Origin of the sequence: Anaeromassilibacillus sp. SJQ-1, assembly GCF_046693725.1 — a bacterium.
In the GTDB taxonomy this organism is placed as follows: Bacteria; Bacillota; Clostridia; order Oscillospirales; family Acutalibacteraceae; genus Anaeromassilibacillus.
In genome coordinates, this window is sequence record NZ_JBKEIV010000015.1 from 1 (window position 1) to 26,663 (window position 26,663).

General features: G+C 51.5%; 23 protein-coding genes and 3 pseudogenes. 14 read left to right on the forward strand and 12 right to left on the reverse strand.

All coding sequences use genetic code 11. The features are described from left to right. Nucleotides 1–236 precede the first annotated feature (236 nt). The 4 genes from ACGCCZ_RS05205 to ACGCCZ_RS05220 all read left to right on the forward strand — a co-directional run bounded on the left by ACGCCZ_RS05205 (nucleotide 237) and on the right by ACGCCZ_RS05220 (nucleotide 3,335). Nucleotides 237–773 (forward strand): O-acetyl-ADP-ribose deacetylase, encoded by a 537-nt coding sequence (locus tag ACGCCZ_RS05205; RefSeq protein WP_054324533.1) that lies wholly within the window; start codon nucleotides 237–239, stop codon nucleotides 771–773. A 23-nt stretch (nucleotides 774–796) separates the two neighbouring features. Next, on the forward strand, nucleotides 797–955 hold the full coding sequence (locus tag ACGCCZ_RS05210; protein ID WP_411655485.1) for a hypothetical protein: 159 nt from the start codon (nucleotides 797–799) through the stop codon (nucleotides 953–955). Nucleotides 956–1,394: 439 nt separating this feature from the next. Beyond that, nucleotides 1,395–2,411, forward strand: coding sequence for a hypothetical protein (locus ACGCCZ_RS05215; protein ID WP_411655486.1), 1,017 nt, complete (start codon nucleotides 1,395–1,397; stop codon nucleotides 2,409–2,411). Between the two features lie 747 nt (nucleotides 2,412–3,158). Continuing rightward, complete coding sequence (locus ACGCCZ_RS05220; RefSeq protein WP_411655487.1) at nucleotides 3,159–3,335, forward strand: hypothetical protein; 177 nt, start codon at nucleotides 3,159–3,161, stop codon at nucleotides 3,333–3,335. A gap of 822 nt (nucleotides 3,336–4,157) precedes the next feature. Here ACGCCZ_RS05220 and ACGCCZ_RS05225 read toward each other — a convergent pair. From ACGCCZ_RS05225 to ACGCCZ_RS05240, 4 genes and pseudogenes are all read right to left on the reverse strand, one after another. Then, entirely contained in the window at nucleotides 4,158–5,063 is a 906-nt protein-coding gene (locus ACGCCZ_RS05225) for an MmcQ/YjbR family DNA-binding protein (RefSeq protein ID WP_411655488.1), read from the reverse strand. Continuing rightward, nucleotides 5,060–5,842, reverse strand: a complete 783-nt coding sequence (locus ACGCCZ_RS05230; protein ID WP_054324507.1) for an SDR family oxidoreductase — start codon at nucleotides 5,840–5,842, stop codon at nucleotides 5,060–5,062. The genes ACGCCZ_RS05225 and ACGCCZ_RS05230 overlap by 4 nt, the downstream gene beginning before the upstream one ends. Nucleotides 5,843–5,894: 52 nt before the next feature. Beyond that, a pseudogene (locus tag ACGCCZ_RS05235) lies at nucleotides 5,895–6,122 on the reverse strand (TfoX/Sxy family DNA transformation protein); the annotation flags it as partial. Between the two features lie 15 nt (nucleotides 6,123–6,137). Further along, nucleotides 6,138–6,860, reverse strand: a complete 723-nt coding sequence (locus tag ACGCCZ_RS05240; protein ID WP_054324508.1) for a DUF434 domain-containing protein — start codon at nucleotides 6,858–6,860, stop codon at nucleotides 6,138–6,140. Between the two features lie 326 nt (nucleotides 6,861–7,186). Between ACGCCZ_RS05240 and ACGCCZ_RS05245 the strand changes: the two are divergent. Then, a pseudogene (locus ACGCCZ_RS05245) lies at nucleotides 7,187–8,554 on the forward strand (MATE family efflux transporter). 209 nt (nucleotides 8,555–8,763) lie between these two features. Here the strand turns inward: ACGCCZ_RS05245 and ACGCCZ_RS05250 are convergent. From ACGCCZ_RS05250 to ACGCCZ_RS05285, 8 genes are all read right to left on the reverse strand, one after another. After that, a complete protein-coding gene (locus ACGCCZ_RS05250; protein WP_054324510.1) occupies nucleotides 8,764–9,153 on the reverse strand; it encodes a metal-dependent transcriptional regulator in 390 nt (129 codons plus the stop codon). Between the two features lie 43 nt (nucleotides 9,154–9,196). Beyond that, nucleotides 9,197–9,373 carry a FeoB-associated Cys-rich membrane protein gene (locus ACGCCZ_RS05255; protein ID WP_143255322.1) on the reverse strand — a complete coding sequence of 59 codons (177 nt, stop codon included), beginning with the start codon at nucleotides 9,371–9,373 and terminating at the stop codon, nucleotides 9,197–9,199. 27 nt (nucleotides 9,374–9,400) lie between these two features. Continuing rightward, entirely contained in the window at nucleotides 9,401–11,590 is a 2,190-nt protein-coding gene (feoB, locus tag ACGCCZ_RS05260; RefSeq protein ID WP_411655489.1) for a ferrous iron transport protein B, read from the reverse strand. 302 nt (nucleotides 11,591–11,892) lie between these two features. After that, on the reverse strand, nucleotides 11,893–12,117 hold the full coding sequence (locus tag ACGCCZ_RS05265; RefSeq protein ID WP_054324512.1) for a FeoA family protein: 225 nt from the start codon (nucleotides 12,115–12,117) through the stop codon (nucleotides 11,893–11,895). 21 nt (nucleotides 12,118–12,138) lie between these two features. Continuing rightward, the gene (locus tag ACGCCZ_RS05270; protein ID WP_242967330.1) at nucleotides 12,139–12,429 is read right to left on the reverse strand and encodes a FeoA family protein; all 291 of its coding nucleotides are present in this window, start codon (nucleotides 12,427–12,429) and stop codon (nucleotides 12,139–12,141) included. 458 nt (nucleotides 12,430–12,887) lie between these two features. Continuing rightward, a complete protein-coding gene (locus tag ACGCCZ_RS05275) occupies nucleotides 12,888–13,295 on the reverse strand; it encodes a flavodoxin (protein ID WP_411655490.1) in 408 nt (135 codons plus the stop codon). Between the two features lie 80 nt (nucleotides 13,296–13,375). After that, nucleotides 13,376–13,936, reverse strand: coding sequence for a DUF3793 family protein (locus ACGCCZ_RS05280; RefSeq protein WP_054324514.1), 561 nt, complete (start codon nucleotides 13,934–13,936; stop codon nucleotides 13,376–13,378). Nucleotides 13,937–14,174: 238 nt separating this feature from the next. Further along, on the reverse strand, nucleotides 14,175–14,693 hold the full coding sequence (locus tag ACGCCZ_RS05285; protein ID WP_411655491.1) for a MerR family transcriptional regulator: 519 nt from the start codon (nucleotides 14,691–14,693) through the stop codon (nucleotides 14,175–14,177). 484 nt (nucleotides 14,694–15,177) lie between these two features. Between ACGCCZ_RS05285 and ACGCCZ_RS05290 the strand changes: the two genes are divergently transcribed. The 9 genes and pseudogenes from ACGCCZ_RS05290 to ACGCCZ_RS05330 all read left to right on the forward strand — a co-directional run bounded on the left by ACGCCZ_RS05290 (nucleotide 15,178) and on the right by ACGCCZ_RS05330 (nucleotide 26,129). Next, nucleotides 15,178–15,552, forward strand: a complete 375-nt coding sequence (locus ACGCCZ_RS05290; RefSeq protein WP_411655492.1) for a hypothetical protein — start codon at nucleotides 15,178–15,180, stop codon at nucleotides 15,550–15,552. Next, the gene (locus ACGCCZ_RS05295) at nucleotides 15,528–17,759 is read left to right on the forward strand and encodes a glycoside hydrolase family 2 protein (RefSeq protein ID WP_411655493.1); all 2,232 of its coding nucleotides are present in this window, start codon (nucleotides 15,528–15,530) and stop codon (nucleotides 17,757–17,759) included. Before ACGCCZ_RS05290 ends, ACGCCZ_RS05295 begins: the two co-directional genes overlap by 25 nt. A 27-nt stretch (nucleotides 17,760–17,786) precedes the next feature. After that, the gene (locus ACGCCZ_RS05300) at nucleotides 17,787–17,993 is read left to right on the forward strand and encodes a hypothetical protein (RefSeq protein WP_411655494.1); all 207 of its coding nucleotides are present in this window, start codon (nucleotides 17,787–17,789) and stop codon (nucleotides 17,991–17,993) included. Continuing rightward, nucleotides 17,945–18,289, forward strand: coding sequence for a hypothetical protein (locus ACGCCZ_RS05305; protein WP_411655495.1), 345 nt, complete (start codon nucleotides 17,945–17,947; stop codon nucleotides 18,287–18,289). Before ACGCCZ_RS05300 ends, ACGCCZ_RS05305 begins: the two co-directional genes overlap by 49 nt. A 28-nt stretch (nucleotides 18,290–18,317) precedes the next feature. Next, entirely contained in the window at nucleotides 18,318–20,375 is a 2,058-nt protein-coding gene (locus tag ACGCCZ_RS05310) for a discoidin domain-containing protein (RefSeq protein ID WP_411655496.1), read from the forward strand. Then, nucleotides 20,339–21,178: a hypothetical protein gene (locus ACGCCZ_RS05315; protein WP_411655497.1), complete on the forward strand. Its 840-nt coding sequence runs from the start codon at nucleotides 20,339–20,341 to the stop codon at nucleotides 21,176–21,178. The genes ACGCCZ_RS05310 and ACGCCZ_RS05315 overlap by 37 nt, the downstream gene beginning before the upstream one ends. Nucleotides 21,179–21,289: 111 nt before the next feature. Next, nucleotides 21,290–21,571, forward strand: coding sequence for a hypothetical protein (locus tag ACGCCZ_RS05320; protein WP_411655498.1), 282 nt, complete (start codon nucleotides 21,290–21,292; stop codon nucleotides 21,569–21,571). Nucleotides 21,572–21,632: 61 nt separating this feature from the next. Continuing rightward, nucleotides 21,633–24,415 (forward strand): annotated as a pseudogene (locus ACGCCZ_RS05325) (glycoside hydrolase family 2 protein); the annotation flags it as partial. A 31-nt stretch (nucleotides 24,416–24,446) separates the two neighbouring features. Next, nucleotides 24,447–26,129: an NPCBM/NEW2 domain-containing protein gene (locus ACGCCZ_RS05330; RefSeq protein ID WP_411655503.1), complete on the forward strand. Its 1,683-nt coding sequence runs from the start codon at nucleotides 24,447–24,449 to the stop codon at nucleotides 26,127–26,129. Nucleotides 26,130–26,663: the final 534 nt, after the last annotated feature.

Below are 26,663 nucleotides of genomic sequence, written 5' to 3' on the forward strand. Positions count from 1 at the left end.
TGTATTTATACTACTGGTTCGGTTCGTGAGGTTGGGTGTTTAACCAGAACGACTTCCATACTCGTGTAGATTTTCGCATTTATCGTGAAACGCTTTCGCGTTTTTCGTCGCTTCACCGGTGATTGCTTTTATGATACCGCGTTTCGTTGCCCTTTTCAATATGGAAATAAAAAGGACGTTTGCTTTTTATACAGAGAAAGGATACAATGGAAAAAACGACGGAAGGAGCGGACCACATGAATTTGCAAATTGTGCGAGGGGACATCACAGTTCGAAAGGTCGATGCGATTGTCAATGCCGCTAATACAACCTTGCTTGGAGGAGGCGGAGTGGATGGAGCCATCCATCGTGCAGCTGGCCCGGAACTTTTGGAGGAATGTCGCACTTTGCACGGATGTGAAACTGGAAAAGCCAAAATTACAGGGGGATACCGCCTTCCAGCACGCTATATCATCCACACGCCCGGACCGATCTGGCGGGGAGGAACGAGTCATGAGGCAGAACGATTGGAAAGCTGTTACCGTTCTTGCTTGGAACTGGCAGAGAGCAATGGCTGCCGGACCATCGCTTTTCCGTCCATCAGTACGGGAGTCTACCATTTTCCGTTAGAGCAAGCGGCTGAAATCGCTGTGCGTACAATCCTGCAATATGGAAAGGGCAAAACAAGGATTGTATCTGTAGAGATGGTGTGCTTTGACGACCGGACAAAAGCAGCCTATGACGCTGCCTTGAAACTGGCAGAAAAGAACGCCGCTTTAATCCCCAACGAATAGGAACGAACCTCTTTGTAGACAAAGTGGTGGTTAGAGTTCCTCTCCAAGGACTGTGCCACATGTTAGAGGATGCAGTGGAGGGGATTGCTTCCTATTATAGGATGACCCCAGAAAGATTCCAGCCCATTATGTTTTATGAATCCGTTCCGAACCAGACGGTTTATGAGGAACAAGGCTACTAAAGTACGGTGCTGTGGATGCGGAATCGCGAATTTACCGCCAGAGGTGCTGTTATGGTTTATGCTGGTATCGGTGTCGCAAAGCACAAACATAGCCCCATTGTAGGTTTAGAGAGCGAAGTTTAGGCGGATGTGTTCTCCGCCTTCAATACGATGAATGGGCTCAATTGTCTGTTGCGGAGAATCCGGGGTTGTACCACGCCGTAGGGCAAAATAAAAGGAGGACTTGTGGCGGCTGGACGTTACTGCTATCGCTCGCTCAGAGTCCTACTTGACAGCGGTCTGTCCACCTTTTATTCAGAAGAGAGCCACAGTAGCCGGATGTGTTCTCATTTGAGACGTCCAAGAAAAAGGAATATGTCGTACCGGTTTGGTATACTCAAAAACAGGGATTTTTGAGGAATTCGGGACGGGCCATTCGGACCAAAGAGGAGAAATACAGATGAACTTTTTATCTTTAGAAGAGATGTACCAAAAATGGCAGGAGCTCCTTGTGATTGGCAAAACCATAGAACGTGAGAGCTACAACGATTATATTCTGGGTATGACGTTGGCCGATGAAGCGAAGCTCTATATTTTGGAGGCATATCGGGAAACGGAGCTTTCTAAATATCGGAGAAGAGGCGTTCGGAATCAAAGAAGCATCTTAAAAGAGCCACAAGAGATATGTTCCCGGTATTTACACTGCTGCAGTGTCCAATTGGGTGGGGAAAGCTTGCATATACAGGGCGGTACTGCCAGCCCCATGAAATATGGTTTACAGGATTATGGAACAATCCAATTGTTTTTAGACCTGATGACCGCGGGGTGGAAAATTCCCCGATGGCTCAAAAAGGAAGATTGGGAGAACCTGCAGCTGGTAACATTGGATGTCGCCGGTGTAAAAAAATTGCCGGAATATGAGCCGAATATGCCGGTAACTCTCCAATACGAACCGAAACGGATTCCGCATTTTCTTGAAAAGACACTCACTTTGACGGTCGGGAAAAGCCGTTCTTTCCACTTCTTAGATCATCAGGGGGATGAGGTGCAATGCTATATAAATGATGTCTCCCTAGTTGACGTATGGGAGGATGTGGAAAATCAGCTTCGTGACCCAAAATACACACAGGGGATATCCCCAGCAGAAGTTCAGCAGATAAAGAGCCATTTTTATAAAGTGTTGGAGGAAAACTGTCCAAGGGATATGCGCTATGTCTGCCTTGAATACGAATGTAACAAGGAGATCGACTTGCAATTCTACTCCAAACAATATTTGCAATCACGCCCGAAAAAGCAAAAAGGATGTTCTGGCTGCATCGGGGTGTGCTCAAAGCCAAGCCACCCATTTGGAGCGCATCATCTTCCGCTAAAAAGCTGCGTGTTGCAGACAGCCGTCCCACCGGACACCTCGAAAATTCCCGCAGAGTTATTTCTTTACTTTGAAGAAGCGGATGTGAGGGAAGAAACTTTTTGCTAACGTTTCATGTGCATGCGATGATTGGGGATAATCTTGCAAGGACGCGAGGATACTAAGAGAGATGTATCCGAGATGTTTTTAAAGGATAACTTGGTTCTGCTGGGGAACCTTCCGCGAAAGGGCAGCCCTCTAGCTATTTTGCAATGCGCAAAATAGCTTAAAAGGGGTACATGCTCCATCGCATCAATCAGAAAAGGTTTTGTTAGTCCAATGGTATGAAGTCAAGATGGGAATGCAAGAAAAAACAAAAGGAAATCGAACAAGCATACTATGTTGGCAGCAAAAAGGCAACATCAACCAAAGCCCTGCCCCCTATGATTTTTGAATCAGGGCCTATGAGTCAGAGCGCCTTCGCTTACGGACATTCACAGAGGATGGTGTAGAAGCTATTTTTATTCTATTGTAGGATGGAGAAGTCAACCGTTTTTAACCGATGTTTCTTCTGCAAACGTTGGAGGAAGCGCAGGAGTATTGCGAAAAGAGTGTTTGAGATGCAACCCAACGGAAGGTAGCTGCATCTATGCTATTTGCTTAAAACCGGGTGGTTTGGTAATCGGGTATAGAAAGGCCAATAGCAGCTATGACTGGGGATATGCGATTCAAAGAACATATATTGGAATAAGGGGACTGTGACAGAAGCTGGCGAAGCTGTGTTGGAGCAGCTTTAAAGGGACGGTATTCCCTATATCACAGTTACACACGATGTAGAAAACCTGCAAAGCGGGGGCAGTCATACGGAAACTCGACATGAAATATTGTTGTTCCTATGAAGAACAGTGGAAGCCTAAAGACCGGCTGGTCATATTTCGCATGTACCAGCGGAATTTCGACGGATATGAGGAATGTGTATATAAAGAATACGGGAACCGGTATCCGGACCATTTTATCGAAGAGACGGCAGAAATTTTGCTGGTTCGTGAATAGGCAAACAAAATAAAAAAGCGATGTAGAAGCGGCCCAACAAGGGACACTTTTTTACATTGCTTCTTTTCGATCAGAGTGAACTATTAACGGTTATAGTGGATTACAAGGCCAGATATCCGGCAAGGATAGAATTCAGATTGACCAGAAGAAATCGTTGGCTTATAGAAAGAATCCTGAAATGGTTTGTGCTTCATTCTATCGAAGAGACGACGGGCGTCCTACCGGTTCGCGAACGAGCAGCCAAAATAAAAAAGCGATGTAGAAGCAGTCCGACAAGGAACGCCTTTTACATCGCTTCTTTTCGATCAGAGTGAACTATTAACGCTTATAGCGGGATTACAAGGCCAAATATCCGGCAAGGATAGAATTCAGATTGACCAGAAGAAATCGTTGGCTTATAGAAAGAGTCCTGGAATGGTTTGTGCTTCATTCTATCGAAGAGACGACGGGCGTCCTACCGGTTCGCGAACGAGCAGCCAAAATAAAAAAGCGATGTAGAAGCGGCCCAACAAGGGACACTTTTTTACATCGCTTCTTTTCGATCAGAGTGAACTATTAACGTTTATAGTGGATTACAAAGCCAAATATCCGGCAAGGGTAGAATTCAGATTGACCAGAAGAAATCGTTGGCTTATAGAAAGAGTCCTGGAATGGTTTGTGCTTCATTCTATCGAAGAGACGACGGGCGTCCTACCGGCTCGCGAACGAGCAGCCAAAATAAAAAAGCGATGTAGAAGCGGCCCGACAAGGGACACATTTTTACATCGCTTCTTTTCGATCAGAGTGGGCCATTTAACGCTTATAGCGGGATTACGGAATCCTTTATTCGGCAGGGATGGAATCCAGGTTGTCCAGAAGAAACTGCTGGGCCTCATAACGGTAAAGAATACTCAAATAGTGTGCACCGGTTGTTAGGGCCTCGCGCCATTCCGATGTGATCCCGATCGCTCTCCCATTGGCAGTTGGTTCCTTATGGCGCTTATCGTTGCGGACGACTTCCTGTAAAAGCCCTTTTTGTACCAGCCACTTGGTCAAATCGGTCGCTTTTATCTTCTGTACACATTCTAGGTCGGCTGCTGCGTTGAGGGCCTCTGCAAACTTTGAGATAGGAATGGGCTCATGCACCAGAAGAACCTTTTGTTTTTGTTCCGGGGTTAGGAAAAATGGAGGCAAGTTTTTCCGACGTGCCTTAACGGAGCGAATTTCCTGTTGCATAGCGCGCTCAATCAGTATTTCTACATAGGAAAAGCATCGCGCTAAGCGCGGCTGATTCAGGACGGTATCCTCTGGAAGGGGCCGGTCGGTCAGCGGGTCGATACCGCCTGCGAGCTTGTGAATGTACATTTTTGCGCGCTGCATCGTCTCCCATTCATGTGGCGTCTCCTTTCTGACGCGGTGGGTCTTGGGCCTTGTCCGGTCGTAACTTTCCTGAATCATGGCATAGAATGTATCCGTAGGAACATCCGAATCCGGTAAAACCGTGTTCCAATGTTCCTTGTTCATGTGGTATCCCGGTGTAACGCCCACATAGACCCTGCGGAAAAATTCTGCCTGCATGGGTTCACATTTTAAATTGATGCACAGTTTTCCCTCTCGTTCAAAGAGCATCGCAAAGCATTTGCGATTTGCCCGATGCCGGACAACCGTCCAATTTGGATCGTCAAAGGGGGCGTCCTCATAGGTGTCCGGAAAGGTGAGACAGAGATCCAACAGTTCCTGGCGAGTCATCGTGTGCCTCCCGGGCGATACACCCAGCCGCAGTCTCCGTGGTAGATCATCTGCGTGGTCATACCACCGTCGATGGTCAAATTTTGTCCTGTGATAAACGAAGCATCTTCACTACATAGGAATCGCACAGCGGATGCGATGTCCAGGGGCGTTCCTACACGCCCTACAGGATGTTGCAGCTGGTCTTCCGTGGAATGAACCGGCCCGGCAGAAGGTTCATGGTAGGGAGCGGTCTCAATCCATCCAGGGCTAATCGAATTGACCCGCACATGTCCGGCAAGGCTGACACTCAGGGCGTGGGTGAGTGCAGAAATGCCCCCTTTCGCTGCCGTGTAACTCTCTGTATCGGCCTGGGACATAAATGCCCGCGTGGAGGCGATATTTATCACAGAGGCGCCCGGAGTAAAATGATCACGGAACAAGTTTGTTAGATAATAGGGCGCCGCTACACCAACCTGTTGTACATAGAGAAAATCGTCATAAGAGCAGTTTGAGAGGATGCCTTTGCGACTCAGACAGGCGTTGTTGACCAGGACATCCACAGCGCCAAAGCGTTTCAAAACTTCTGTAGCAAACCGGTCTAGAGTGGCCTTTTCGGCGACATCGCCTGGGAAATAAAACACAAGGCCGTCAAACCGCTGTGCAAGCAGTTCCCCAGCTTCCCGATCCATGTCTATGACGGCGACAAAGGCACCGTCGGAGGCGAACGATTCTGCGATACAGCGGCCGATCCCGTTCGCTCCTCCTGTTACTACACAGACACAACGTGTTGTATTCATAGAATCCTCCCCAATCATGGTTTTTTATGGTCCGGATAAAGGACTTTAAGGCTTCTTCGATAGGCCTCTCCAAGTCATACCAGGCGCGAATATCGCGCAGAGTGCCTTTCAGCGCACAGAGGCGGTTGTAATAGCGGATGAATCGATGGTTTGAATACGGCCGCTGCCAAGATCTCCGGCCTCCAACTGAACGTAGAGCCTCCGGTGTAGAGATTCCTACCGGTTCCAGTTGCGATTCGATGGCCGTGCCGGTATTCGGCAATTTTGCAAGTTCTCTCAAAACGATGGCCCTCCGTTATGAGGCTGTCCTACCGGACAAATCAGTAAAGGTGAAATCCGGCAGGGCGGTTTCGATGATCGTACGGCACAGATTCACCCAGCCGCGGCAGCGGTTGAGGATGATTGCGTCCCCAGTGGCAACGCAGTCCTTGTCCCACAAAAGGGCATCTGCATTGGGAACCAACAGAGGCTCTAACGGAAGGTTTCGCTCCTGGGCACGCGCCACGAGGCGTTGGCTCAGCCGGCCCGAGTTGGAGACAGGCGCATCCAACACAAGGACAGAGCGGTCCGGTTGGAGACAGGCCAAAGCGTCGAGAAGCAGCGAAATGGCCGAGTCGGTCTTATCGATCAGACGATAGCTTCCGTGTAGGCCGCAAAGGTCGCGTGCAGAACCATCCATACAAAGCAAAACCGTGGAACCGGAGAGAGCAGCTTCCAATGGAATGATGGTATTGAACCCATCGATCCAGAGCGTTTTTCCCTGTAAGGGCCCAGAGAATAACTTTTCCTGGCGCAGCATGACATCATGGTGAGAGGAGGTGGCGCGAATCAGCGCCATGCGCTGCCGGGAAGAAAATTGAAACCGGTCTCCAACAAAAGTGGTGGCCCGCTCCACATCGTATCCACGGTCCATGAGATAAGCGACATCTGTCTGGGCTTTTTGAAGCAAACACAGGGAGGCGCCCTGGAAATCGCGGGCGTCCGTCGGGACAAACCCGCGTCGCACACATTCGGACATGACGGTCCCCCCTTTCCCGGCCGGAGCCGGGGGTATCTATGTTTAGCTTAACGGCATTTCTAGGGAATGTCAAGCGCTTGCTTTATAGGAACAGTTTACGGGCGAAAACAGAGGGAATATGCGAGGGAGAAGCCCTTTATAAGCCATGAGGACTTGACTTTTTTGGGGGTACATGGTAAGGTAAAAACGGTTCATCGGAGGGCTTGTGATCGCAATTGCAAAGCCGGATAAGATGTCGGGTGCCGCCCGGTATTTTATCCGGCTTTTTTGTGTATTTCCAAGTCTCTAAGAAAAAATGAAGGAGTTTTATAGCACGGGGGGATTTCATGAAGGGAAACCACAACTTTACAGAAGGAAAAATTTTGTCACCGCTGATTCGTTTCGCCTTACCGGTGCTGTTAGCACTCTTTTTGCAGGCGATGTATGGAGCAGTGGACCTGCTGGTTGTCGGCCAATTCGGGACTGCGGCAGACGTATCGGCGGTCTCCACAGGGAGCCAGATCATGCAGTCCATTACGGTCATGATTACCGGGTTGGCAATGGGGATTCACCATCCTGACTGGCCAGAAAATTGGAGAAAAACGGCCGGATGAGGCGGGAAAAGCGATTGGCAGCGGCATTTGCCTGTTTGCTGCCCTGGCAGTGTGTATTACGGCTGTGATGCTTCTGGCAGCCAATCCTCTGGCGGTTGTCATGCAGGCGCCAGAGGAGGCGTTTTCCCGAACAGTTACCTATGTACAAATTTGTTCCGCAGGGACCGTTTTTATCGTGGCATACAATGTCCTGGGCAGTATTTTTCGAGGAATCGGAGATTCCAAGATGCCGTTGATCACTGTAGCGATTGCCTGTGTGCTGAATATCGTCGGGGATGTACTGTTTGTTGCAGGATTCCATATGGGGGTAGCGGGTGCCGCTTTAGCGACGATTTTGGCGCAGGCAATCAGCGTGTTGTTGTCTATCTTAATCATCCGAAAACGTGAGTTGCCGTTTGCTTTATCAAAGAAAGACATCCGTTTTGATGGACGGCGAATCGGAAGAATCGTCTGCCTAGGCGCTCCGATTGCCCTCCAAGACCTGCTGGTAAATATTTCGTTTCTGGTTATCATTGCCATTGTCAATACATTGGGAGTGGTGGCTTCTGCGGGGGTTGGTGTGGCTGAGAAGCTCTGCGCGTTTATTATGCTGGTATCTTCCGCATACATGCAGTCGATGTCCGCCTTTGTCGCACAAAACATCGGCGCCAACCGGCCGGATCGCGCCAAAAGGGCGCTCTTTTGCGGGTATCCACGTCGGTTTTGGCAGGACTGCTTATGGCGTATCTATCCTTTTTCCACGGGGATCTTCTATCCTCGCTCTTTGCCCGCGACCCAGAGGTTATTTTGGCTGCGGCGGATTACTTAAAAGCCTATGCTTTGGACTGCATGTTGACCTCCTTCCTGTTCTGCTTTATGGGGTATTTTAACGGGTGTGGGAGAACTGTATTTGTTATGATCCAGGGAATCATCGGCGCATTTGGTGTGCGTATTCCGATCTCCTATTTGGTCAGCCGGATGGCAAACGTTTCACTATTTCATATTGGTTTAGCGACCCCTGCCTCCTCTCTGGTACAGATCGCTTTGTGTGTGGGATATTTTCTGCTGCAAAACCGCAGGCAAAAGCAAACGCTTTTGAAGGAGAGCGGACAGCCTGTTTAAAGGGGATTCAGGGGGATTCGGTTATATCCGGTAGATGGAATTTCAAGGAGTACCCAGGACCTAAAATGCGAGGGCTGTGCTTTTCCGCTTCTAAGAACCGAACGCAGGGAACGTGGAAGGATGAAGAGTTGTATTGTATCAGAAAAGGAGCCGCACGGGAATCTCCGTGCGGCTCCTTTTTGGATCACATATATAGGATTGGGAATGACTTATGATTGGATTTGTTCGGACCTTTCACAGTCCAGCACGGCGGAAGCCATGCGTTGTACACCGGCGTCGGACAGGTCGCACAGACAAACGATCGCGTCATGGCGGGAATCCTGCTCGGACAATCCCAACTGATTCCGAAAGAAAGAAAACAGCAGGAGATAATCGGTGTAAAGCTTGTTGGAAAGGCGCGCACCTTCAGGCGTGAAGGTTGCAGCACCGTAGTATTCCTTTTCGATCAATCCATCTTCTGCCAGGGAATTGAGCATTTTCGAAACACTGGGCTGTTTGACGGAAAGCGAAGAGGCGATGTCCTTTGAGTGGACCGCGTTTCCATTTTGGCCCAACTCATGAATGATAAAAAGATAACGTTTTTTTCCTGAAGAGAGCAATGGAGATGCTCCTTTCTTGATACGGACTGAACAGCGGGCCTCATCAATTCACTTGGTGCTTTTGAGTAGGCTCTACGGAATGGCAGCAGTGCGGGCAATTGCTACAGCTTCCACTGCAACCACCCTTGCTGCCACAATCGCAGGTACCGTGTTTCACCAAATAACGAATTGCAAGTCCAAAAAGGACCGCGAGCACCGTTGCAATGAGAAAGGTTACCATAAAAGTCTCTCCTTTCTTAGAAGAGCATTAGGCGTTTGCAGCAGCCGAACGGCGCTTGAGCTCTGCTGTACGGTTCGGGTCCGGACGGAACAGCAGGAAGAGGGTCAATACCAGAAGAATGATTGCTGCCACAGTGCCAACCGTGAAGCCAGCGCCGGAGAACAACATACCGAACTGATAGATCATCAGGGCTACACAATAGGCAAATACGCACTGATAGCCAATAGCAAAAGCCGTCCACTTTGCGCTTGCCATTTCACGCTTAATGGCGCCAATAGCCGCAAAGCACGGTGCGCAGAGCAGGTTGAACGCCAAGAACGAAAGCTTAGTGCTGAGAGTCGGCAACATGTTGGCAACAGCGGTCCACAGGCCTGGATCGTCTTCGCCGGCATCCGCCAAACCGAAGAGTACGCCGAAGGTGCTGACCACGTTCTCCTTTGCCACAAGGCCGGAGATCGAAGCGACCGTTGCCTGCCAGTTGCCAAAGCCGAGCGGTGCAAAAATCCATGCAACGGCATTGCCAATGTAAGCCAAGATACTGAAGTCCATCTGGTTCACAGTGGTGTCTTCCATATCCAACAGGCCAAATGCCGCGCCGCCGCTTGCCCAGCCAAAGTTGCTGAGGAACCAGATCACGCCGCAAGCAACGAAGATAACGGTACCAGCTTTTACGATAAACGCCTTGCAGCGCTCCAACATATGAATCAACACGCTCTTCGGAGCAGGGGCATGGTACTGCGGCAGCTCCATCACAAACGGAGCCGGATCGCCGGCAAACATTTTGGTCTTTTTCAGCATGATACCGGAGATGATGACAGCCGCAACGCCAAGGAAATAGAACAGAGGAGCGACCCAACCGCCCTGTTCTGTGCCGAACATGGCGCCAAACATGAGGGCAATGATCGGCAGCTTTGCGCCGCAGGGGATAAAGGTCGTGGTCATAATGGTCATACGGCGATCTTTTTCATTTTCAATGGTCTTAGTGGCCATAACACCCGGCACGCCGCAGCCGGAAGCGATCAACATAGGAATAAAGCTCTTGCCGGAGAGGCCAAACTTGCGGAAAATACGGTCCATGATGAATGCAACACGCGCCATATAACCACAGTCTTCCAAAACCGACAGGAAGAAGAACAGGATGAACATCTGTGGGACAAAGCCAAGGACGGCGCCCACACCACCGATGATACCATCAACAATCAGGCCATTGAGCCAGTCCGCAGCACCGGCTGCTTCCAGCCAGCTGCCCACCGTGGGCTGAATCCACTCGCCGAATAAGGTGTCGTTTGTAAAGTCGGTTACGATGGTGCCGACTGTGGTAACGGACACATAATAAACAATAAACATCACCGCGATAAAGATCGGCAGAGCCGCCCAGCGGTTTGTAACAACGCGGTCAATCTTGTCGCTGACCGTCAGGCCCGAGCGCTTCTTATGTACGCAATTTTTCATGAGCTTTGCAATGTATGCATAGCGCTCATTCGTGATGATGCTCTCGCTGTCATCGTCCAGTTCCTTCTCAACCGAGGAGATCGCTGCTTCCAAAGACTCCTTGGTCTGCGGGCTGAGTTTGCACTGTGCATTTACGCGCTCATCGCGCTCGAACAGTTTTACCGCATACCAACGCTCATGTGCCACAGGGACCTGGCCATGGACTGCGTTTGCTACATGGTCGAGGGCTTCCTCAACCGTCTTGGAAAACTCGTGCTTCGGAACAGCTGCCTTCTTGGCCTTAGCCAACGCAATCGCGCGCTGGGCAGCTTCCATGGAACCGGTTCCCTTGAGTGCGCTGGTCTCAACGACTTCGCAACCCAGAGCGGCGGAGAGCTTTTGAATGTCGATCTTGTCTCCATTCTTTTTCACCAGGTCGATCATGTTCAGCGCGATGACCACAGGAATCCCAAGCTCCAAAATCTGCGTTGTCAAATAAAGGTTACGCTCCAAGTTGGTTCCGTCCACCAGATTGATGATGGCGTCGGGCTGCTCATTGAGCAGGTAGTCGCGGCTTACGACTTCTTCCAACGTATAAGGGGAAAGGGAATAAATACCCGGCAAGTCCGTGATGATGACATCCTTATGCCCACGGAGTTTTCCCTCTTCTTTTTCGACCGTAACGCCCGGCCAGTTACCAACGTACTGGCTGCTGCCGGTCAAATCATTGAACATGGTGGTCTTGCCGCAGTTCGGGTTACCGGCAAGCGCGATTTTCATTTCCATTCCGATGTTCCTCCTCGATACAATTGTTAGTTGTGGCTAACTTGCGGGTGCTTTAAACAATTCAGTCTTCGACAAGAAAAGGCCGGATGAGATACATTCTTCCAGACTAGTCCTCTTCTGCCGCACACAACCGCAAAGAATGGATTCGATGCAGGATCTATGCGGCAGAAATACTCTTTTGATAAAGTCCGCAGCCCGTCAGGGGTGGAAAGACGCCCAGCAGATTACAGCACCTGAAGGGGCTCTCCCTCCGAAGGACGCCAAGGAAACCGCCCGGTAAAAGGGGGCGGCACATGGGGATTTTACGCCTCTAAGCAGATGTTTTCTGCCTCGCTCTTGCGGATTGAGAGTTCGTAGCCGCGTACGTTGATCTCAACCGGGTCGCCAAGAGGCGCAACCTTGCGCACATAGATCTGTGTTCCCTTTGTGATGCCCATATCCATGATGCGGCGCTTGAGAGCACCTTCGCCGGTCAGCTTCGCCACGGAAACGGTCTCACCACACTTTGCTTCCTTCAATGTTCTCATGATGTTCCCTCCTAAAAGAAATCAGGCTGTAAGAATACGGCTGGCCATCGATTTGCTGATTGCCACCCGGGTCCCTTTCACATTGACGATCATGTTGCCGTTCAGTTCAGAGACGACAGAAACCTGTGCTCCTTCTGCAAATCCGAGGTTATGCAAGAACCGGCGGACTTCGTCTTTGCCGCGGATGGCATGTACCTCAACGGTCTTGCCTGCTTCCGCCATGGCCAACGGCATCAGCATGACCTGGGGGCCGCTGGTCGGTTCGGATGTTTCCTGAGCAGCCGTACGCAGGACAGCTTCTTTTGCAAACATATCCGTCACTCCTTTTTAGAAAAAAGTTAGATATGGCTAACTTTTGTGTGTTTTATTAGGGGTTAGCGAGAGCTAATCCCTTTTCTGCGGATACTAGTTTACACCAGCTAACTTGTGTTTGTCAATAGGTTTATAGAATTTTTCCCAGATTGCAGCAAAGGCGCCAAAGTCTGGGGCTCATTTTACAAACCGGTTGGAGAAAAGCAAAGGGCCCGGCGAATCCGCCGGGCCTCTGCGACTAAGGAAGAAAATATCTGTATGGAGTACCTTGTAAGCAATGTAATAATACTGTAGGGGGAGACGTCACGCCGGATGCGACTGGCATCCGGCAGTCGTCCCGTATGGAGTACCCTATAAGCAATTAGTGATGACTCTTGATAACAAGGTTAAGAGGAAGCTGAACCGGATGCTTATGCATCCGGCAGCTATCCGAAAATGGGATACAAAGAGAAACCCAATTAAAAAGCAGCAAAACGTTTGCCGAATTCCTCACATTCGGCCTCATCGGGTGCACCGTTGGCCATCAGGCCTTCCTCAAAAAGTTGTGCGCCGTCGCCGGACACACGGTCCTGCCAATCGCGCATCCACTGCCCGTCGCCCCAACCATAGGAGCCGAACAGTGCAACCTTCTTACCGGAAAGGCTGCCTTCCACTTCGGCGAAGAAAGGCTCAAATTCGCCCTCTTCCAAGACTTCGTCGCCCATCGCCGGGCAACCAAACGCAATCTTTTCATACTGTGCAACGGCGGAAGCATCCGCCTCCAAAACCGACAGAACATCGGCCTCCCCAATGCCGGCTGCAATTGCATTTGCCATAGCCTCTGTGTTTCCAGTGCCCGTCCAATAGATTACTGCTGTTTTACTCATATCAAAAACCTCCTGATTTGCGCGACGCTGCGAGACCTAATTTTCTCCGCCCGCGCGGGTAAGTTGGAAATAATCATCCTTTATGCCGCAGGAAGAGCAGCAAGTATGCGTTGAAAAGAGATTCCCTGCTTGAGATGTTCGCAAAACATTCGCGAGCACTGCTCGTATTTTTCAAACAAATATTTTGCATATTCCTCATCGCCGTATACTTTCCACATACCGCAACACTTGCAATTACGGCCCTTTTCCCGGATAAAACCGGCTACGTCTTCCATGGGATATCCAAGGAAACAGCCGATCTCGTGAGGAAAACCTTTTTCCATGCGGACCCGATGTTGCAACCAGGCGAGCATGGAACCTAACCCTTTCGAGACGGGATACCCAAACCGCCGCAGGCAATCCTGAACATCTGCACGGTTAAGCTGTTGTCTCAATAATCTTTCACGGTAAACCAATGTCAATGTGCGTGATCCGCACGCGCAAACGGAAAAGGTCCGAATGCCCTTGGATTCCAGTAAGCCTCGATAAGCGGTAAGCTGTATACCGCAAGAGGCGGGGCAGGAAAACAGGTTCGACGGCTTAATTCCCGCAAGAACGGGTGCGCAATTGCGCGCCAGCATGGATTCAACCGTGTCCGCCATGGGCTTCCCTCCCGAAAAGTTGGTTAGTTGCAGCTAACTGATAGCTGAAAAAGAAAGCGCGTTTTAGGAGAGGTTTCCATTGATTCGCGCCACTCTGTAAGATACGGTGCCGTTGGCATGTTTGATTGATTTTTGGTATCAAAACAAACCACCAATCAACCCACCGATGAAACGGGAAATAATCGTTTTCATCGGAATGTTGTTTTGATTAGCATGTGCTAACCGTGGTTCTATAGTATCATCCACATTTCGGAATGTCAAGTAGTTTGCTGCATGTTAGCTGTGGATAAGATGGGAAAAAGCCCAAAAATGGCTTTCCAAAGCCGTTCTTAGCCATTTCAAAGATCTGATTGCGATAGGAATCCCAACGGGGAAGTGGAATCCCCTGCTCGATTGCCGCTTGAATATCCCGGTAGTAGGCGAGCTTACGTTCGACATGCTTGAGATCCTGCTGCATTTTTGCCAATTGTTCTTCCACGCGGATCTTTTGCTCCTGTAACAGGTGGAGAATATCGCCGATGTGCTGGGGCTCTTCCTCTTCGTAGGAAAAGAACTCTTGCAGCTGAGAAATGGACATACCCGTGCGCTTGAAGCAACAGATCGTCCGAAGACGGTTGATGTGCTTTTGAAGGTAGATGCGCTGCCCGCTTTCCGTCCGGGCGATGTCAGTCAGAATGCCCATATCCTCGTAGTAACGCAATGTGGAAGCAGGGAGCTGAAACATCTGAGAGACTTCTTTTATTGTATAAGATTGCATGGCAGCCTCCTTATCCTATATCGATGATGATCGGTTCCCAGTATACGTTAAAGAGGGACCTTTTGTAAAGATACAGGAAGCAGAAAAAGAGGGGCTTTGGCCAACAGGTTAAGTTCCATAATATGGACAATTTGCTCGTAAATATGGAGATTTGTTTCGTTGGAACAAACTGAAAATAAATTCGATAGCTTGTCTAAGAATTTTGTATGGATTATTCATAAGTCGCTATTTATAATAAGGATTAACATGAAGATGTGCAAAGGTTTTGAGCATAGTGATCGATATTTCTGTTGTTTAAAGAGCATTACTGATTGGTAGAATTCTTCGAAATATGGAAAAACTTTGCGAAATCAAGTGGCGTAAGCGGTGCGCAAAGTGAAGATTATCGCTTTGCAGCGCCTTTGTTTTTGATTCAAAAGAAAGGAGGGAGATTTCAAAAAAATCAATCGAAATCCATGAGGTTTAATATGGAAGGAGAAGAAGTATGAAAACAGCATGGCAAAAGTGGACCGCCTGTCTGCTGGCGACTTTGATGGTTCTCGGAACCGTGTTCGCAGGGCCGGGCGTCTACGCTTGGGCGGCCGACCTAGGAGAGGGCGATGGCGTAACGTTGTCCAACTCCGCGGCAGAGCCTGGAAGAGAAACAATCAATTTTAACAACGACTGGCGGTATTATGAAGGAGATGTTACCGGCGCAGATGCAGCCGACTTCGACGACGAAGATTGGCTCTATGTAAATCTGCCGCATAGCACCATTCATTATACCCCCGATAACTACTACCAGGAGGATCTGGGGTCTTCTGGTATCGTAAGCATTTCACCATTCCCGAGGAAATGCAGGGCAAAAAGCTCTACATAACCTTTGAAGCTGCGATGCAGGCGGCAGAGGTGTGGGTAAATGGGGAAAAGGTTGGAACCCATCAGGGCGGATATACTGCATTTGTTTTCGACCTCACAGATAAGGTTGCTTATGGGGAAGAGAACGTAATCGCAGTGCGCATCGATACGCGTCCGAACGCAGCCTTTAACCCTGGTAAAAACAATCCGGACTTCCAATACTTTGGCGGCCTGTATCGGAACGTATACCTCACAGCCATGGACCCACTGCATGTGAGCGATGCGGTTTATGAAAACAAAACAGCGGGCGGCGGAATCTTCTTGACAGCGCCTTCTGTCACCAAAGAGAGCGCGACCGTTCAGGCGCAAACCGACGTCAAGAATGAGGGAGAACAGGCACAGGACACCACGGTCAAGACGGAAATTGTGGATGAAGATGGCGGCGTGGTTGCCACAAAAGAGGATACCACTACGATTGCCGCAGGCGAGAGCCATGCGTTCGTCCAAAAACTGGTTGTGGAAAATCCGCGCTTGTGGTCCATCAATACGCCGGAGCTTTATACGGTGCGCACCACGGTCCTGACCGGCGATACGGTCCGTGATTCCTTGGAAACCACTTATGGCATCCGCAAGGTGGAGTGGAAACGCGACGGCTGCTATATCAACGGCGAGTATGTGGAGCTCAACGGCACCAATATGCATTCTGAGATCGGAATGCTCGGCAATGCCCAGTCCGACGACTCCATCTTTGAGGACGTTCGCCGTCTGAAGGAATGGGGATTTGATTTCATTCGGATGTCGCACTATCCACATTCCCCGGCGTTTTATGCGGCGTGCGACAAGTACGGTGTGGCTGTGATCGACTGCCTCTCCGGCTGGCAGCAGTTTTACAACACCGACAGTTTCAAGAATGCTACTTATCAGGAACTGCGCGACATGTTCCATACCAACCGCAACTACTGCTCCATCGTCGCATGGGAGCCGAGCCTCAATGAGAGTGGTTACAATGAGGCGTGGGCAAAGGAAATGCAGCGCATTTCCCATGAAGAATACCCGACAGATGGAGATTCCCGCATTTACACCGGAGGATGGAAATACTGGAATGTCTTCGACATGGGCGTAGGGACTCCGCAGGCCAATGTAATCGGCGATGCAGCGACCTATAGCGACAAGCCTGTCATCGTCAGTGAATACGGTGATTGGAACTACGGCGGCTACACCTCTTCCACCCGTGTGACCCGTGAACCGGCGCACACAAAGTTCAAGGGCGGCGACGAGGGCATGCTGATTCAGTGCGACAATCTCCAGGAATCCATGGCGCTCAACCGCAGCTTTGATTGGGGCGGCGCGTATGCCTACTGGCAGTATGCCGACTATGCAGGCTTTGATACAACCGACCTGACCTATTGCGGGATTGTGGACATCTACCGCATCCCGAAATTCAGCGCATACTTTGTCCAGAGCCAGCGCGACGCCGATGTCGATCTGAGCGAATACGGCATCGAGAGCGGCCCGATGGTCTTTGTGGCGAATACATGGGCCTCCGATTCCCCGGATCAGGTTCGTGTGTTCAGCAACTGCGATGAGGTAGAGCTTTTCGTCAATGGAAAATCCATTGGTAAACAGACGCCCGACACGCAGATGTGGGGACCGCATGGCGACGGAAACCCGAAGGATCACCCGGCTTCCGGAGCAGGAAAATATATCAGCACAGAAAACCTCAAGCACCCGCCGTTTACCTTTGATCTCAGCGATTATACGCCGGGCGAGGGAACCATCACAGCGGTAGGCTACATCGACGGCCAGAAAGCAGCGGAATATGTCCGCCGTGCTCCTGAAGAGGCGACGCAGATTACCCTTCAGGCGGAAAATGACGAGCCTCTCAAGCTGGACGGCAGTACCGCCAAGCTGGTGTGGGTCGATGTAAAGGACGCAAATGGCACTGTGGTCAATACAGCGGATAACGCCGTCACCTTCTCGGTGGATGGCCCCGGCCTCGTGATTGGCGACAAAGCAGAGGTCGACGAAGGCCAGGAAACTAAGACGGTCACCATGTTGGGCGGCCAGATGGGAATCTGGGTGCGCAGCAAGCGCGGATCGGGCGATATTACCCTGACTGCAACTTCGAACGGCCTTACCACGGCGACGCTCACCATTCCGACCGAGAACTGTAGAAGGCTTGCCGGAAGTTCCCGAAGGCGGCGATGCAGACGAGGCGGACGTATGTGAAGCCTGTAGAGACCTGGAAACTCGTTCTTGAACAAGCCTGCCAGCGCAAGCAGTGAGAACACCAGCAGCCAGCTGGGAGTAGAAGCGGCGGAACGCGCCAATGACGGCGACGAAACCACCAAGTGGTGTGCAAAGGTCACCGATTCCAGCGACGACTCGTGGGGCCGCACTGGTGGCAGGTGGACATGGGCGACACCTACAAACTCGAGAGTGTGGAAATTCTCTTCGAGATGAACACTGATTATAAATATCAGATTGCTGTCTCCGATAGCCCGGACATCACGCAGGAAGATGTGGTCGTAGACCGCAGCAGCAACACCGAAAATGTCCAGCGCGTAACGGAGGAAATCAATCAGGAATGCCGGTATGTGCGCGTTTATGTGAATTGCCCGGCATCCAACATTTGGCCCTGTATTTTGGAGGTCAAGGGTACAGGAGAAAGCACCAATGCAAACGTAGCGGCTGGAAAGGATGCAACCGCCAGCAAGGAAGGCGCCGGCCATCCGGCTTCCGCTGCAGTGAGATGGTGATCCGAGCACCTACTGGACTAATGCGGCCATGGGTGCCGCCAACTGGCAGGTGGACCTCGGCGAGGTCTATCAGATCAACCAGGTGGATGTGGACTTTGTCTGGGGCAACGGCACTTTGATGCATACCTTTACTCTCCAGAGTTCTATGGACGGCAACCGTTGGACGGATGTAGCGAACTACAGCGGTCCGGACAAGATGGCGTCCCTCCAGGTCGATACGCAGGCCCGCTACCTCCGCGTTTACAACCTGTATGCGGGCGACGGAACAAAGGACTGGACGGAGATCGCCGAGTTCTATGCCTACGGCGCTGAGGCGGCGGAAGAAACCCGCTTGGATTATGGTGTTCCTTCCTATGCGAGTTCCAGCGCAGAGGGCAGTGACCCGGCCTATGGCAACGACGGAGACCCGGCCAAATACTGGATTCCGTCTCCGGACGATGAGTCCCCCTGGTGGTACTTTGATGCGGGCGGTCTGTACAACATGAGCAATGTACAACTGTCCTGGACCAGCGAACAGTCCCATCGTTATACCATCGACCTTTCGGTGGATGGCGTGAACTGGACGACCGCAGTGGACCATATGGATGGCAGCGAGGCTTTGACTTTGACCAGTGATGCAGTCTCCGGTCTGGCCCGCTATGTGCGCATTTCCCTCCCGGCAGGCAGCACAGAGGGCTTCTGGATCAACTCCACTGGGCGCGAAGCGAATGGTAAGCTGGTCACAGGTGTGGAAGAGTTGGCGGCGGTAGACGCATTTACCGGCACAGCGTTTGAGGACTTGGAACTCCCGAAGGAAGTTCTTGCAAACCTCGAAGGCGATCTCTCTACAAAACTCCCAGTTGTCTGGGATGAGGATGGCTATAAGGCAGATTCCGCTGGCGAGCAGACCCTCACCGGTACCTTGACCATGATTCCTGGTGTCAAGAACAGCGAGGATGTGAAGGCTTCCATCGTTGTAAATGTAAAGGAAGTTCCGGAGCAGACCATTACAATGGGCCTGACTGCGCCGGAAACGGTAGCACCGGGCAGCGAGTTCGCCGTTACGCACTCCATAAGCGGCCTTGGCGAACTGGTGGAGCCAGTTGGTATTATACAGATGGATCTCACCTATCCGGAGGGACTGACCTGTGAAGAAGTGATTCCAAATGAAAACATCGACGGCAACTTGACAGTCGGTATCCATAACGATGAACACAAAGTTTCGATTCTTTACGATGGCGATCTGGAAAACGGACTGCCGGTTGATACAAGCAGCCTGTTCACTGCAACCTTTAAGGTGGACGAAGCGGCAGGAGAAGGGGATTACGACATTGAAATCGGCAATGTTGTTGTTCTGAATATCAGCGGAAACGACATCGGCAGCGCACTCCAGCAGGCGACGGTTCACGTGGGCCAGACGGCGCCGGAGACGGCTGATCTGACGGTAACCTTTAGCGGCAAGGATGCCAAACTCTGGATCGACGGGGAAGAGCAGACCATCGCAAACCTGCTTGGCGTTTATACCCTGGAGGATGTTGCAAATGGCGAGGAACTCGTATTCGACTTTACACCGGCTGTGGAAGGCAGAACCTTCCGTGCGGTAACGGTCAATGGCGGCGAGCCGGAGATCATCGGCAGCGGCTCCTATCGGTATACAGGCAGCATGGATACCCTGAACCCAACCCTCACCTTTGCCTTTGAAACGGTCAGCAAGCTGACCTTGCAGGCTGTGATCGATTATGCACAGGAGCGTATCGATGCGGGCGATACCGACAATCTGGTACCGGCGGTACAGGAGAAGTTCCAGAAAGCGTTTGATAAGGCAAATGAGGTCAACGAAGACCCGGCAGCCACACAGGATGCGATCAACGAGGCTTGGAGCGCCCTTATGGACGCCCTGCACTACCTGGAATTTGAGCCGGGCGACAAAGACCAGGCTGGACGATCTGATTGCTCTGGCAGAAACGCTGGACGAAAACGACTATACGTCGGACACTTCGGGCGGCTCTCCAGACAGCGCTCGACGAGGCAATCAAAACGTCTAATGACGACAACGCGGTGCAGAACGATGTGGACAAGGCGTGCCAAGCGCTCTATGATGCGTTGATGCATCTGGCCGGAACGGCCGACCGTACGGCGCTTGATACGGCGCTTGCGAAGGCAGAAGGGATCGAAGAAAATCTGGATGCGTATCTCGACGACGGCAAGCAGGAATTTATTGGTGCTTTGAATGCTGCGCGGGATATTGATCGGGATGCAACGCAGGAAGAAGTTGACGCTGCGGCGAAGGCCCTGACAGAAGCAATGGCGAACCTGCGCAAGATTCCCAGCCGTGCGGAACTTGAGGCACTTCTCAACCGTATGGAGTCCAAGGATTTGAGCGGCTATACCGCATCCAGCGCAGCAGCGTTCACGGCGGCGAAAAAGAATCTGGCAGCGGTTTTGGATAAGTCCAATGCAACGCCGGAGGAATTGGTAGCCGCACAGGATGCAGCGCTCTTGGCAGAAAAGAACCTCAAGAAGAAAACACAGAACAGCGGGAAGGGTTCCTCCTCCAGCAATAGCAGCGACGCATATGGAGCTTCCGGAACTGCCACAGCCAATCCGGTTGTCAACGCAGCGCAGTCCGTCGCAGAGCAGACATCGGTTCGTTGCGATACGACGATGCCGTTCACATTGACCAGAGGCAGCGCATATTGCTTCAAGATGACGGTACTGAACGGCTCAAATGTAATGCCGAGCTTCACCGTGGGCAATGGCAGTGTGCTCAAGACGCAATTTATTGCGCAGATCGGCAATGATTATTACTTCCGCGTCTATGCAACCGGAAAACCGGGCGAGAGCACGGGCGTCTACACCACTTTGCCCGGACAGAACCCGGTTCGTCATTGCGTTGTCACCATCGGTTAAAACGCATGATTCGGTGACAGTATTGATAAAATTCCCCAAGGGCGCGCGTTGCGCGCGCCCTTCCGGGAGATTTTAGCGACTTGAGTTGCATGGAGTGAAAGGAGAAGCCTTATGAAACTAAAGAAATTGGTTGCCGGCATTTTGGCAGGCGCGATTTCCCTGTCGGCTGCGGGCATTTCGGCATTCGCTGTGCTGTCCGATGACAGCAGCGAGTGGAACGGGCAGCCGGAAGTAGTCCAGGTAAACCGGGAACCCGCCCGCGCCACGGCCTATCCGTACGAGACCGAGGAAAAGGCTCAGGAGAATGACCCGGCGCAGTCGGCTTATTACAAGCTGCTCAACGGCGACGACTGGAAATTTAGTTGGGCAGAAAAAACCTGCCGACCGAATTAGCCAGAAGGACGGCGCCTTTGCAGACGCTGATTATGACGACAGCGGCTGGGATGACATCACAGTACCGCTGAGTTGGCAGACTGTGAAAAATGAGGATGGCAGTTTCAAATACGATGAACCCATCTATGCCAACCAGGATTACCCTTGGAAGTATAATTCCAAGGACAAGAACATCAAGACCGGCGAAGCGCCGACCAACTTTAACCCCGTCGGCACCTACCGCAAGGTTCTGCCGGATGTCTCCGCATGGCAGGGACGTCAGGTATTTATCACCTTTGAGGGCGTCGAGGACGCCATGTATCTATACGTCAATGGCCAGAAGATCGGCTATGGCGAGGACATGACTGCCCGGCAGGAATTTAACATCACCGATGCACTCGATTTCACAGAGGGTGCGGAAAATGTCGTGACAGTGGAGGTGTTCCGTTGGAGCGACGGCAGCTGGATTGAGAACCAGGACGGCATTCGTCTGTCCGGTATTTACCGCGATGTGTATCTGTTCTCCAAGGACGACGTCGAGATTCGCGACTTTACCGTTGTCACTGATCTGGACGACGAATATGTGGATGCGGATCTGAACACGGAGGTGGAGCTGCGCAGCTTTGAAGATGCGGATACAGCGGGCCTTACGGTAGAGGCCCAGCTCTACGATGCGGAAGGGAACCCTGTGGGTGACCCGATGACAGCGGATGCGCCTGCTTTTGAAGATCATAAGGCGGTTGTCAACCTGACGGGCCATTTTGAGAACCCGCTCAAGTGGAACGCAGAGCATCCGAACCTCTACCGCATGACCATTTCGCTTATGCGTGGCGGCGAAGAGGTGGAGAGCACAGCGGTCAACGTCGGTTTCCGTGAGTTTGGGATTATCAATGATGATACCAACAATGCACAGATGGTTTTGAATGGGGAACCGGTTTATTTCAAGGGTGTAAACCGCGGCGAGATGTCGCCTGAAACCGGCCGCCACCTTTCCCGTGAGGAGATGGAAGCGGACATCAAGTTGCTCAAGCAGTACAATTTGAATTCCGTGCGTACTTCGCACTATCCGGACGACCCGTATTTCTATGAGTTGTGCGACAAATACGGTATCTATGTGATGGATGAGGCGAACAATGAGTCTCACAATGGCCGCCGGCTGAACCCCGGTGTGCCCGGCGATATTCCTGGTTACGTAGTCGCTTGTAAAGAGCGTGCAGTCAGCATGTTGGAGCGCGATAAAAACTATCCCTGCATTCTGATGTGGTCCCCTGGCAACGAGGTGGGCACGGGCAAGTCCCTGGAAGGCATGCTCCAATATTTTGATGAAAACGACCCGACTCGCCTGATCCACTACCAGGGCTGGAACGACAGCGAATATGTCGACATGGAGTCGATATGTATCCCGCTTACACGGACGTGGAAAAGAAAGGTAAGAGCGGCAAATCCCCGTATGTCATGTGCGAATATGACCATTCGATGGGCAACAGCACAGGCGCTTTGAAGGACTATTGGGACATCATCCGTAAGTATCCGAACCTCCAGGGCGGTTGGATTTGGGACTGGGCGGACCAGTCGATCAACACCCAGATTCCCGGCGCGGAGCCCGGCGAGACCTATTGGGCTTATGACGGCGACTGGGATGTCTACACCGGCAAAAACAATTTCTGCGTCAATGGCATTATTGCGCCGGACCGTACCATTCATCCGGCCATGTATGAAGTCAAGAAGGTTTACCAGTCCTTCCAGATGACGGCAAAGGATCTGGAGGCGGGCGTTATTACCATCGACAATGAATACATCGATACCAATGCAAACGAATACGACATGACCTGGGAATTGATCCGCGATGGCAAACCTGTTGCGCACAATACTCAGTCCGTGGATGTTCCTCCGCAAGAGACGGTGGACATCACCCTGGAAGGCTATACTGCGCCGGCTAACCTACAGCCCGGCGAGGAGTGCTTCCTGAATATCCGTTTCACTACAAAAGAAGACTGCTGGTGGGCGGATGCAGGCCACGAGGTCGCAACCGAACAGTTTGCATACGATGTCCAGGAGGACAATCTGCCCGAATTGGACGAGAGCAATATGCCGGCGTTTACCGAGGGGCAGGTACAGGATACCGATACGACGCTCACCATTGAAAATGATGCCTTCCGCGTTGTTTTTGACAAGGAAAGCGGCAAGCTTACTTCCTATGTCGCCAACGGCGAAGAACTGCTGGCAGAGCCGCTGGAGCCGAACTTCTGGCGTGCCATCACGGACAACGATGCCAAGACCTCCCACGACGCGAAGTGGCAGAATGCAGTGAAAGACGCAAAGGTCACCGGTTTCAGCGTGTTCCAGGAGGAAAAGAAGGTCATTATCACGGTGAATATGACGATGCCGTCGGCGGCAGATTCGCAGTATGCCTCCACCTTTACCGTCTATTCGGACGGGAATGTGCTTGTACGCAGCACTCTGATGCCGAACAGCTCCATGAACAACCTGCTGCGCGTCGGTATGCGTTTGCAGATGCCAGCGGGTTACGAGAATATGCAGTGGTATGGCCGCGGCGAATCCGACAGCTACTGGGACCGCAAGTGGGGCTATGACATCGGCGTATACGATAGCACGGTCAGCGAACAGTATACCGATTTTGTCAAGCCGCAGGAGACTGGCAATAAGACGGACACTCGCTGGCTGGCGATTACCAATGAATCCGGAAATGGCCTGCTCTTTGATGCGCAGGATGTGATCGAAGTCAGCGCCCTGCACTATACCCAGGAGGATATGGAACAGGCAAAACATCCGTACAATATGGAAGGAACCGAGAATACGGTCGTCACGATCGACCAGTATCAGATGGGCCTGGGCAGCGGAAGCTGTCGGCCCAGAGACACTGGAGCAGTATACATTGCCGACCGACCGTTCTTACACCTATCAGTTCCGTATGAAGCCGATCAGCAATGCGTCTACCGAACAGCTGATGCAGGAAAGCAAAGTCAATCTGCCGGACAACACCACCTTGGTTACGGACATCCAGATTGACGGCGAATCCATTGATGGATTTAACAGCGATATTCTCACCTATATTTCCCGCAAGAGCCCGTCCGCAGGAATCCCACAGGTTACAGCAACCGCGGCAAACGATGATGTAACCATCGAAATTCAGCAGGCGGATGCGGTTCCAGGACAGGCGACGGTAACAGCCACCAGTGCGAGTGGGTATCAGCGTGTCTACACGGTGGACTTTATCTTCAATGAGTATGTTTATCTTTCCGATTTAGAGGAAACCTCCGCAGAAGTCGGCTATGGAACCTTTACCAAGGACGCCAACCTGGATGGTGACAAGATCAGCGTCTATCAGGATGGCTCCAAGGTCTCCTACGACAAGGGCATCACCGCCCACGCCGCCTCCAAGGTCGTTTACGATTTGTCCGGTCTCGATGCAGAGCGCTTCCAGGCGTGGGTCGGCATCGACGGAGTCAACCGCAACAACAAGGTGCGCGGTGTGAAATTCCGCGTGTTGGTCGACGGCGAAGAGAAGTTCGTCTCCAAGGAGATGAAGGGAAGCGGAAGCAACGCGGAATATGTCGATGTGGACATCAGCGGCGCAAGCACGCTGACCCTGCTTGCCGATTTGACTACCAGCTCGAACGGCAACTGCCAGACTGTCTGGGCTGATGCGAAGGTCAAGGTGCGCGCCGAAGGCTCGGAGCTCTATCTCTCCGATGTCGAGGAAGAATCCGCAAAGGTCGGCTATGGGAACTTTACCAAGGATGCCAACCTGCAGGGTGGTAAGATCACGGTATATCCCGACGGTGTCAAGACTGCGTTTGACAAAGGTTTGGCGGCTCATGCCGCCTCCGAGGTGGTCTATGATTTGACCGGACTCAATGCGACACGTTTCCAGGCTTGGGTAGGAATCGAAGACAAAGACCGTGCGCAGGACGTAAAGGGCGTTGTTTTCCGCGTCCTGGCCGATGGAAAGGAGATCTTTGCTTCCGATGAGATAAAGGGAAAGAACACCAATGCGCAGTATGTCGACGTCGATGTGACAGGCGTGACAAAGCTGACCCTGCTTGCCGAACTGACCACGGGCAACAATGGCCGCTGCAATACCGTTTGGGCGGACGCAAAATTGCTGGTCGAAAGCACAGAACCATCAAAACCGCAGTTTGAAGTTGCAGAGGATTCGGATGCAAAGATTACAACCGACGGCGATACCAAGATCCTCTACAATGTCCCGGCAGGAGCGACGACCGAGGACATCGCAGCAATGCTCAAGCCCGTAGAAGGCGGTACATTGGAATTTATGGAGGCGACCGGCGGCTCCATCGACGAGGATTCGACGCTGGTCTCCGGCTACATCGTGATCCTGCGTGTGAACGGCACCGAAGAGGACCGCATGAGCGTGGCACTTCTGGGCGATATCAACCCGGATGGCATTGTAAATGAGTCCGATGTGCAGCTTATGCGTGAAGCCATTGTAGGAAATCGTTCCTTCGAACAAATTGAGTTGCTCAGTGCAGACATGAATGGGGATGGGGCGCTGGATGCCCATGATTTGTTCCTCATCAAGAAAGCGATGCAGTAAAAAAGTGGTCATACCCAAAGGACTTTTCCTGTAGGGGCAGACCGGAAGAAATGTACATATAGTACATATATAAGAAGGGGATACCCTCGCAGACTATTCTGCGGAGGTATCCCCTTCTGTTGGTTAGATCTTCCAGAAGAACCGGTGGAAGGTTCCCGTAAAAAAGCCTTCGCTTCAAGCATCGAGCGAAGCAAGCCGCTGGCAACAACCTTTTGATGATAGAAGGTTGCCGTTAGAACCGCCAATGCCTGTTTACGGGCTGTGGAGTAGGGATGCAAGCGGGAATAAAGTTCCCAGCCTCTTTAGATGTTTGCCGGTGGTTGTGACTGGCTTTATGTATGCGTAAAGGACTGTTTGTTGAATTGCACTGTGATTCCGGGCATTCCGGGACTTTGGGTACTGCCTCCGTCAGATATATCGCCCATAGAATAACCGCCGCGGTATACGCCGCTATAATGTTCCTGATAGCCTATAACGTCTGACTTCATTCTTATCCAATTCCTTGGCCACACAGATCGTCGAATAACCATTCTG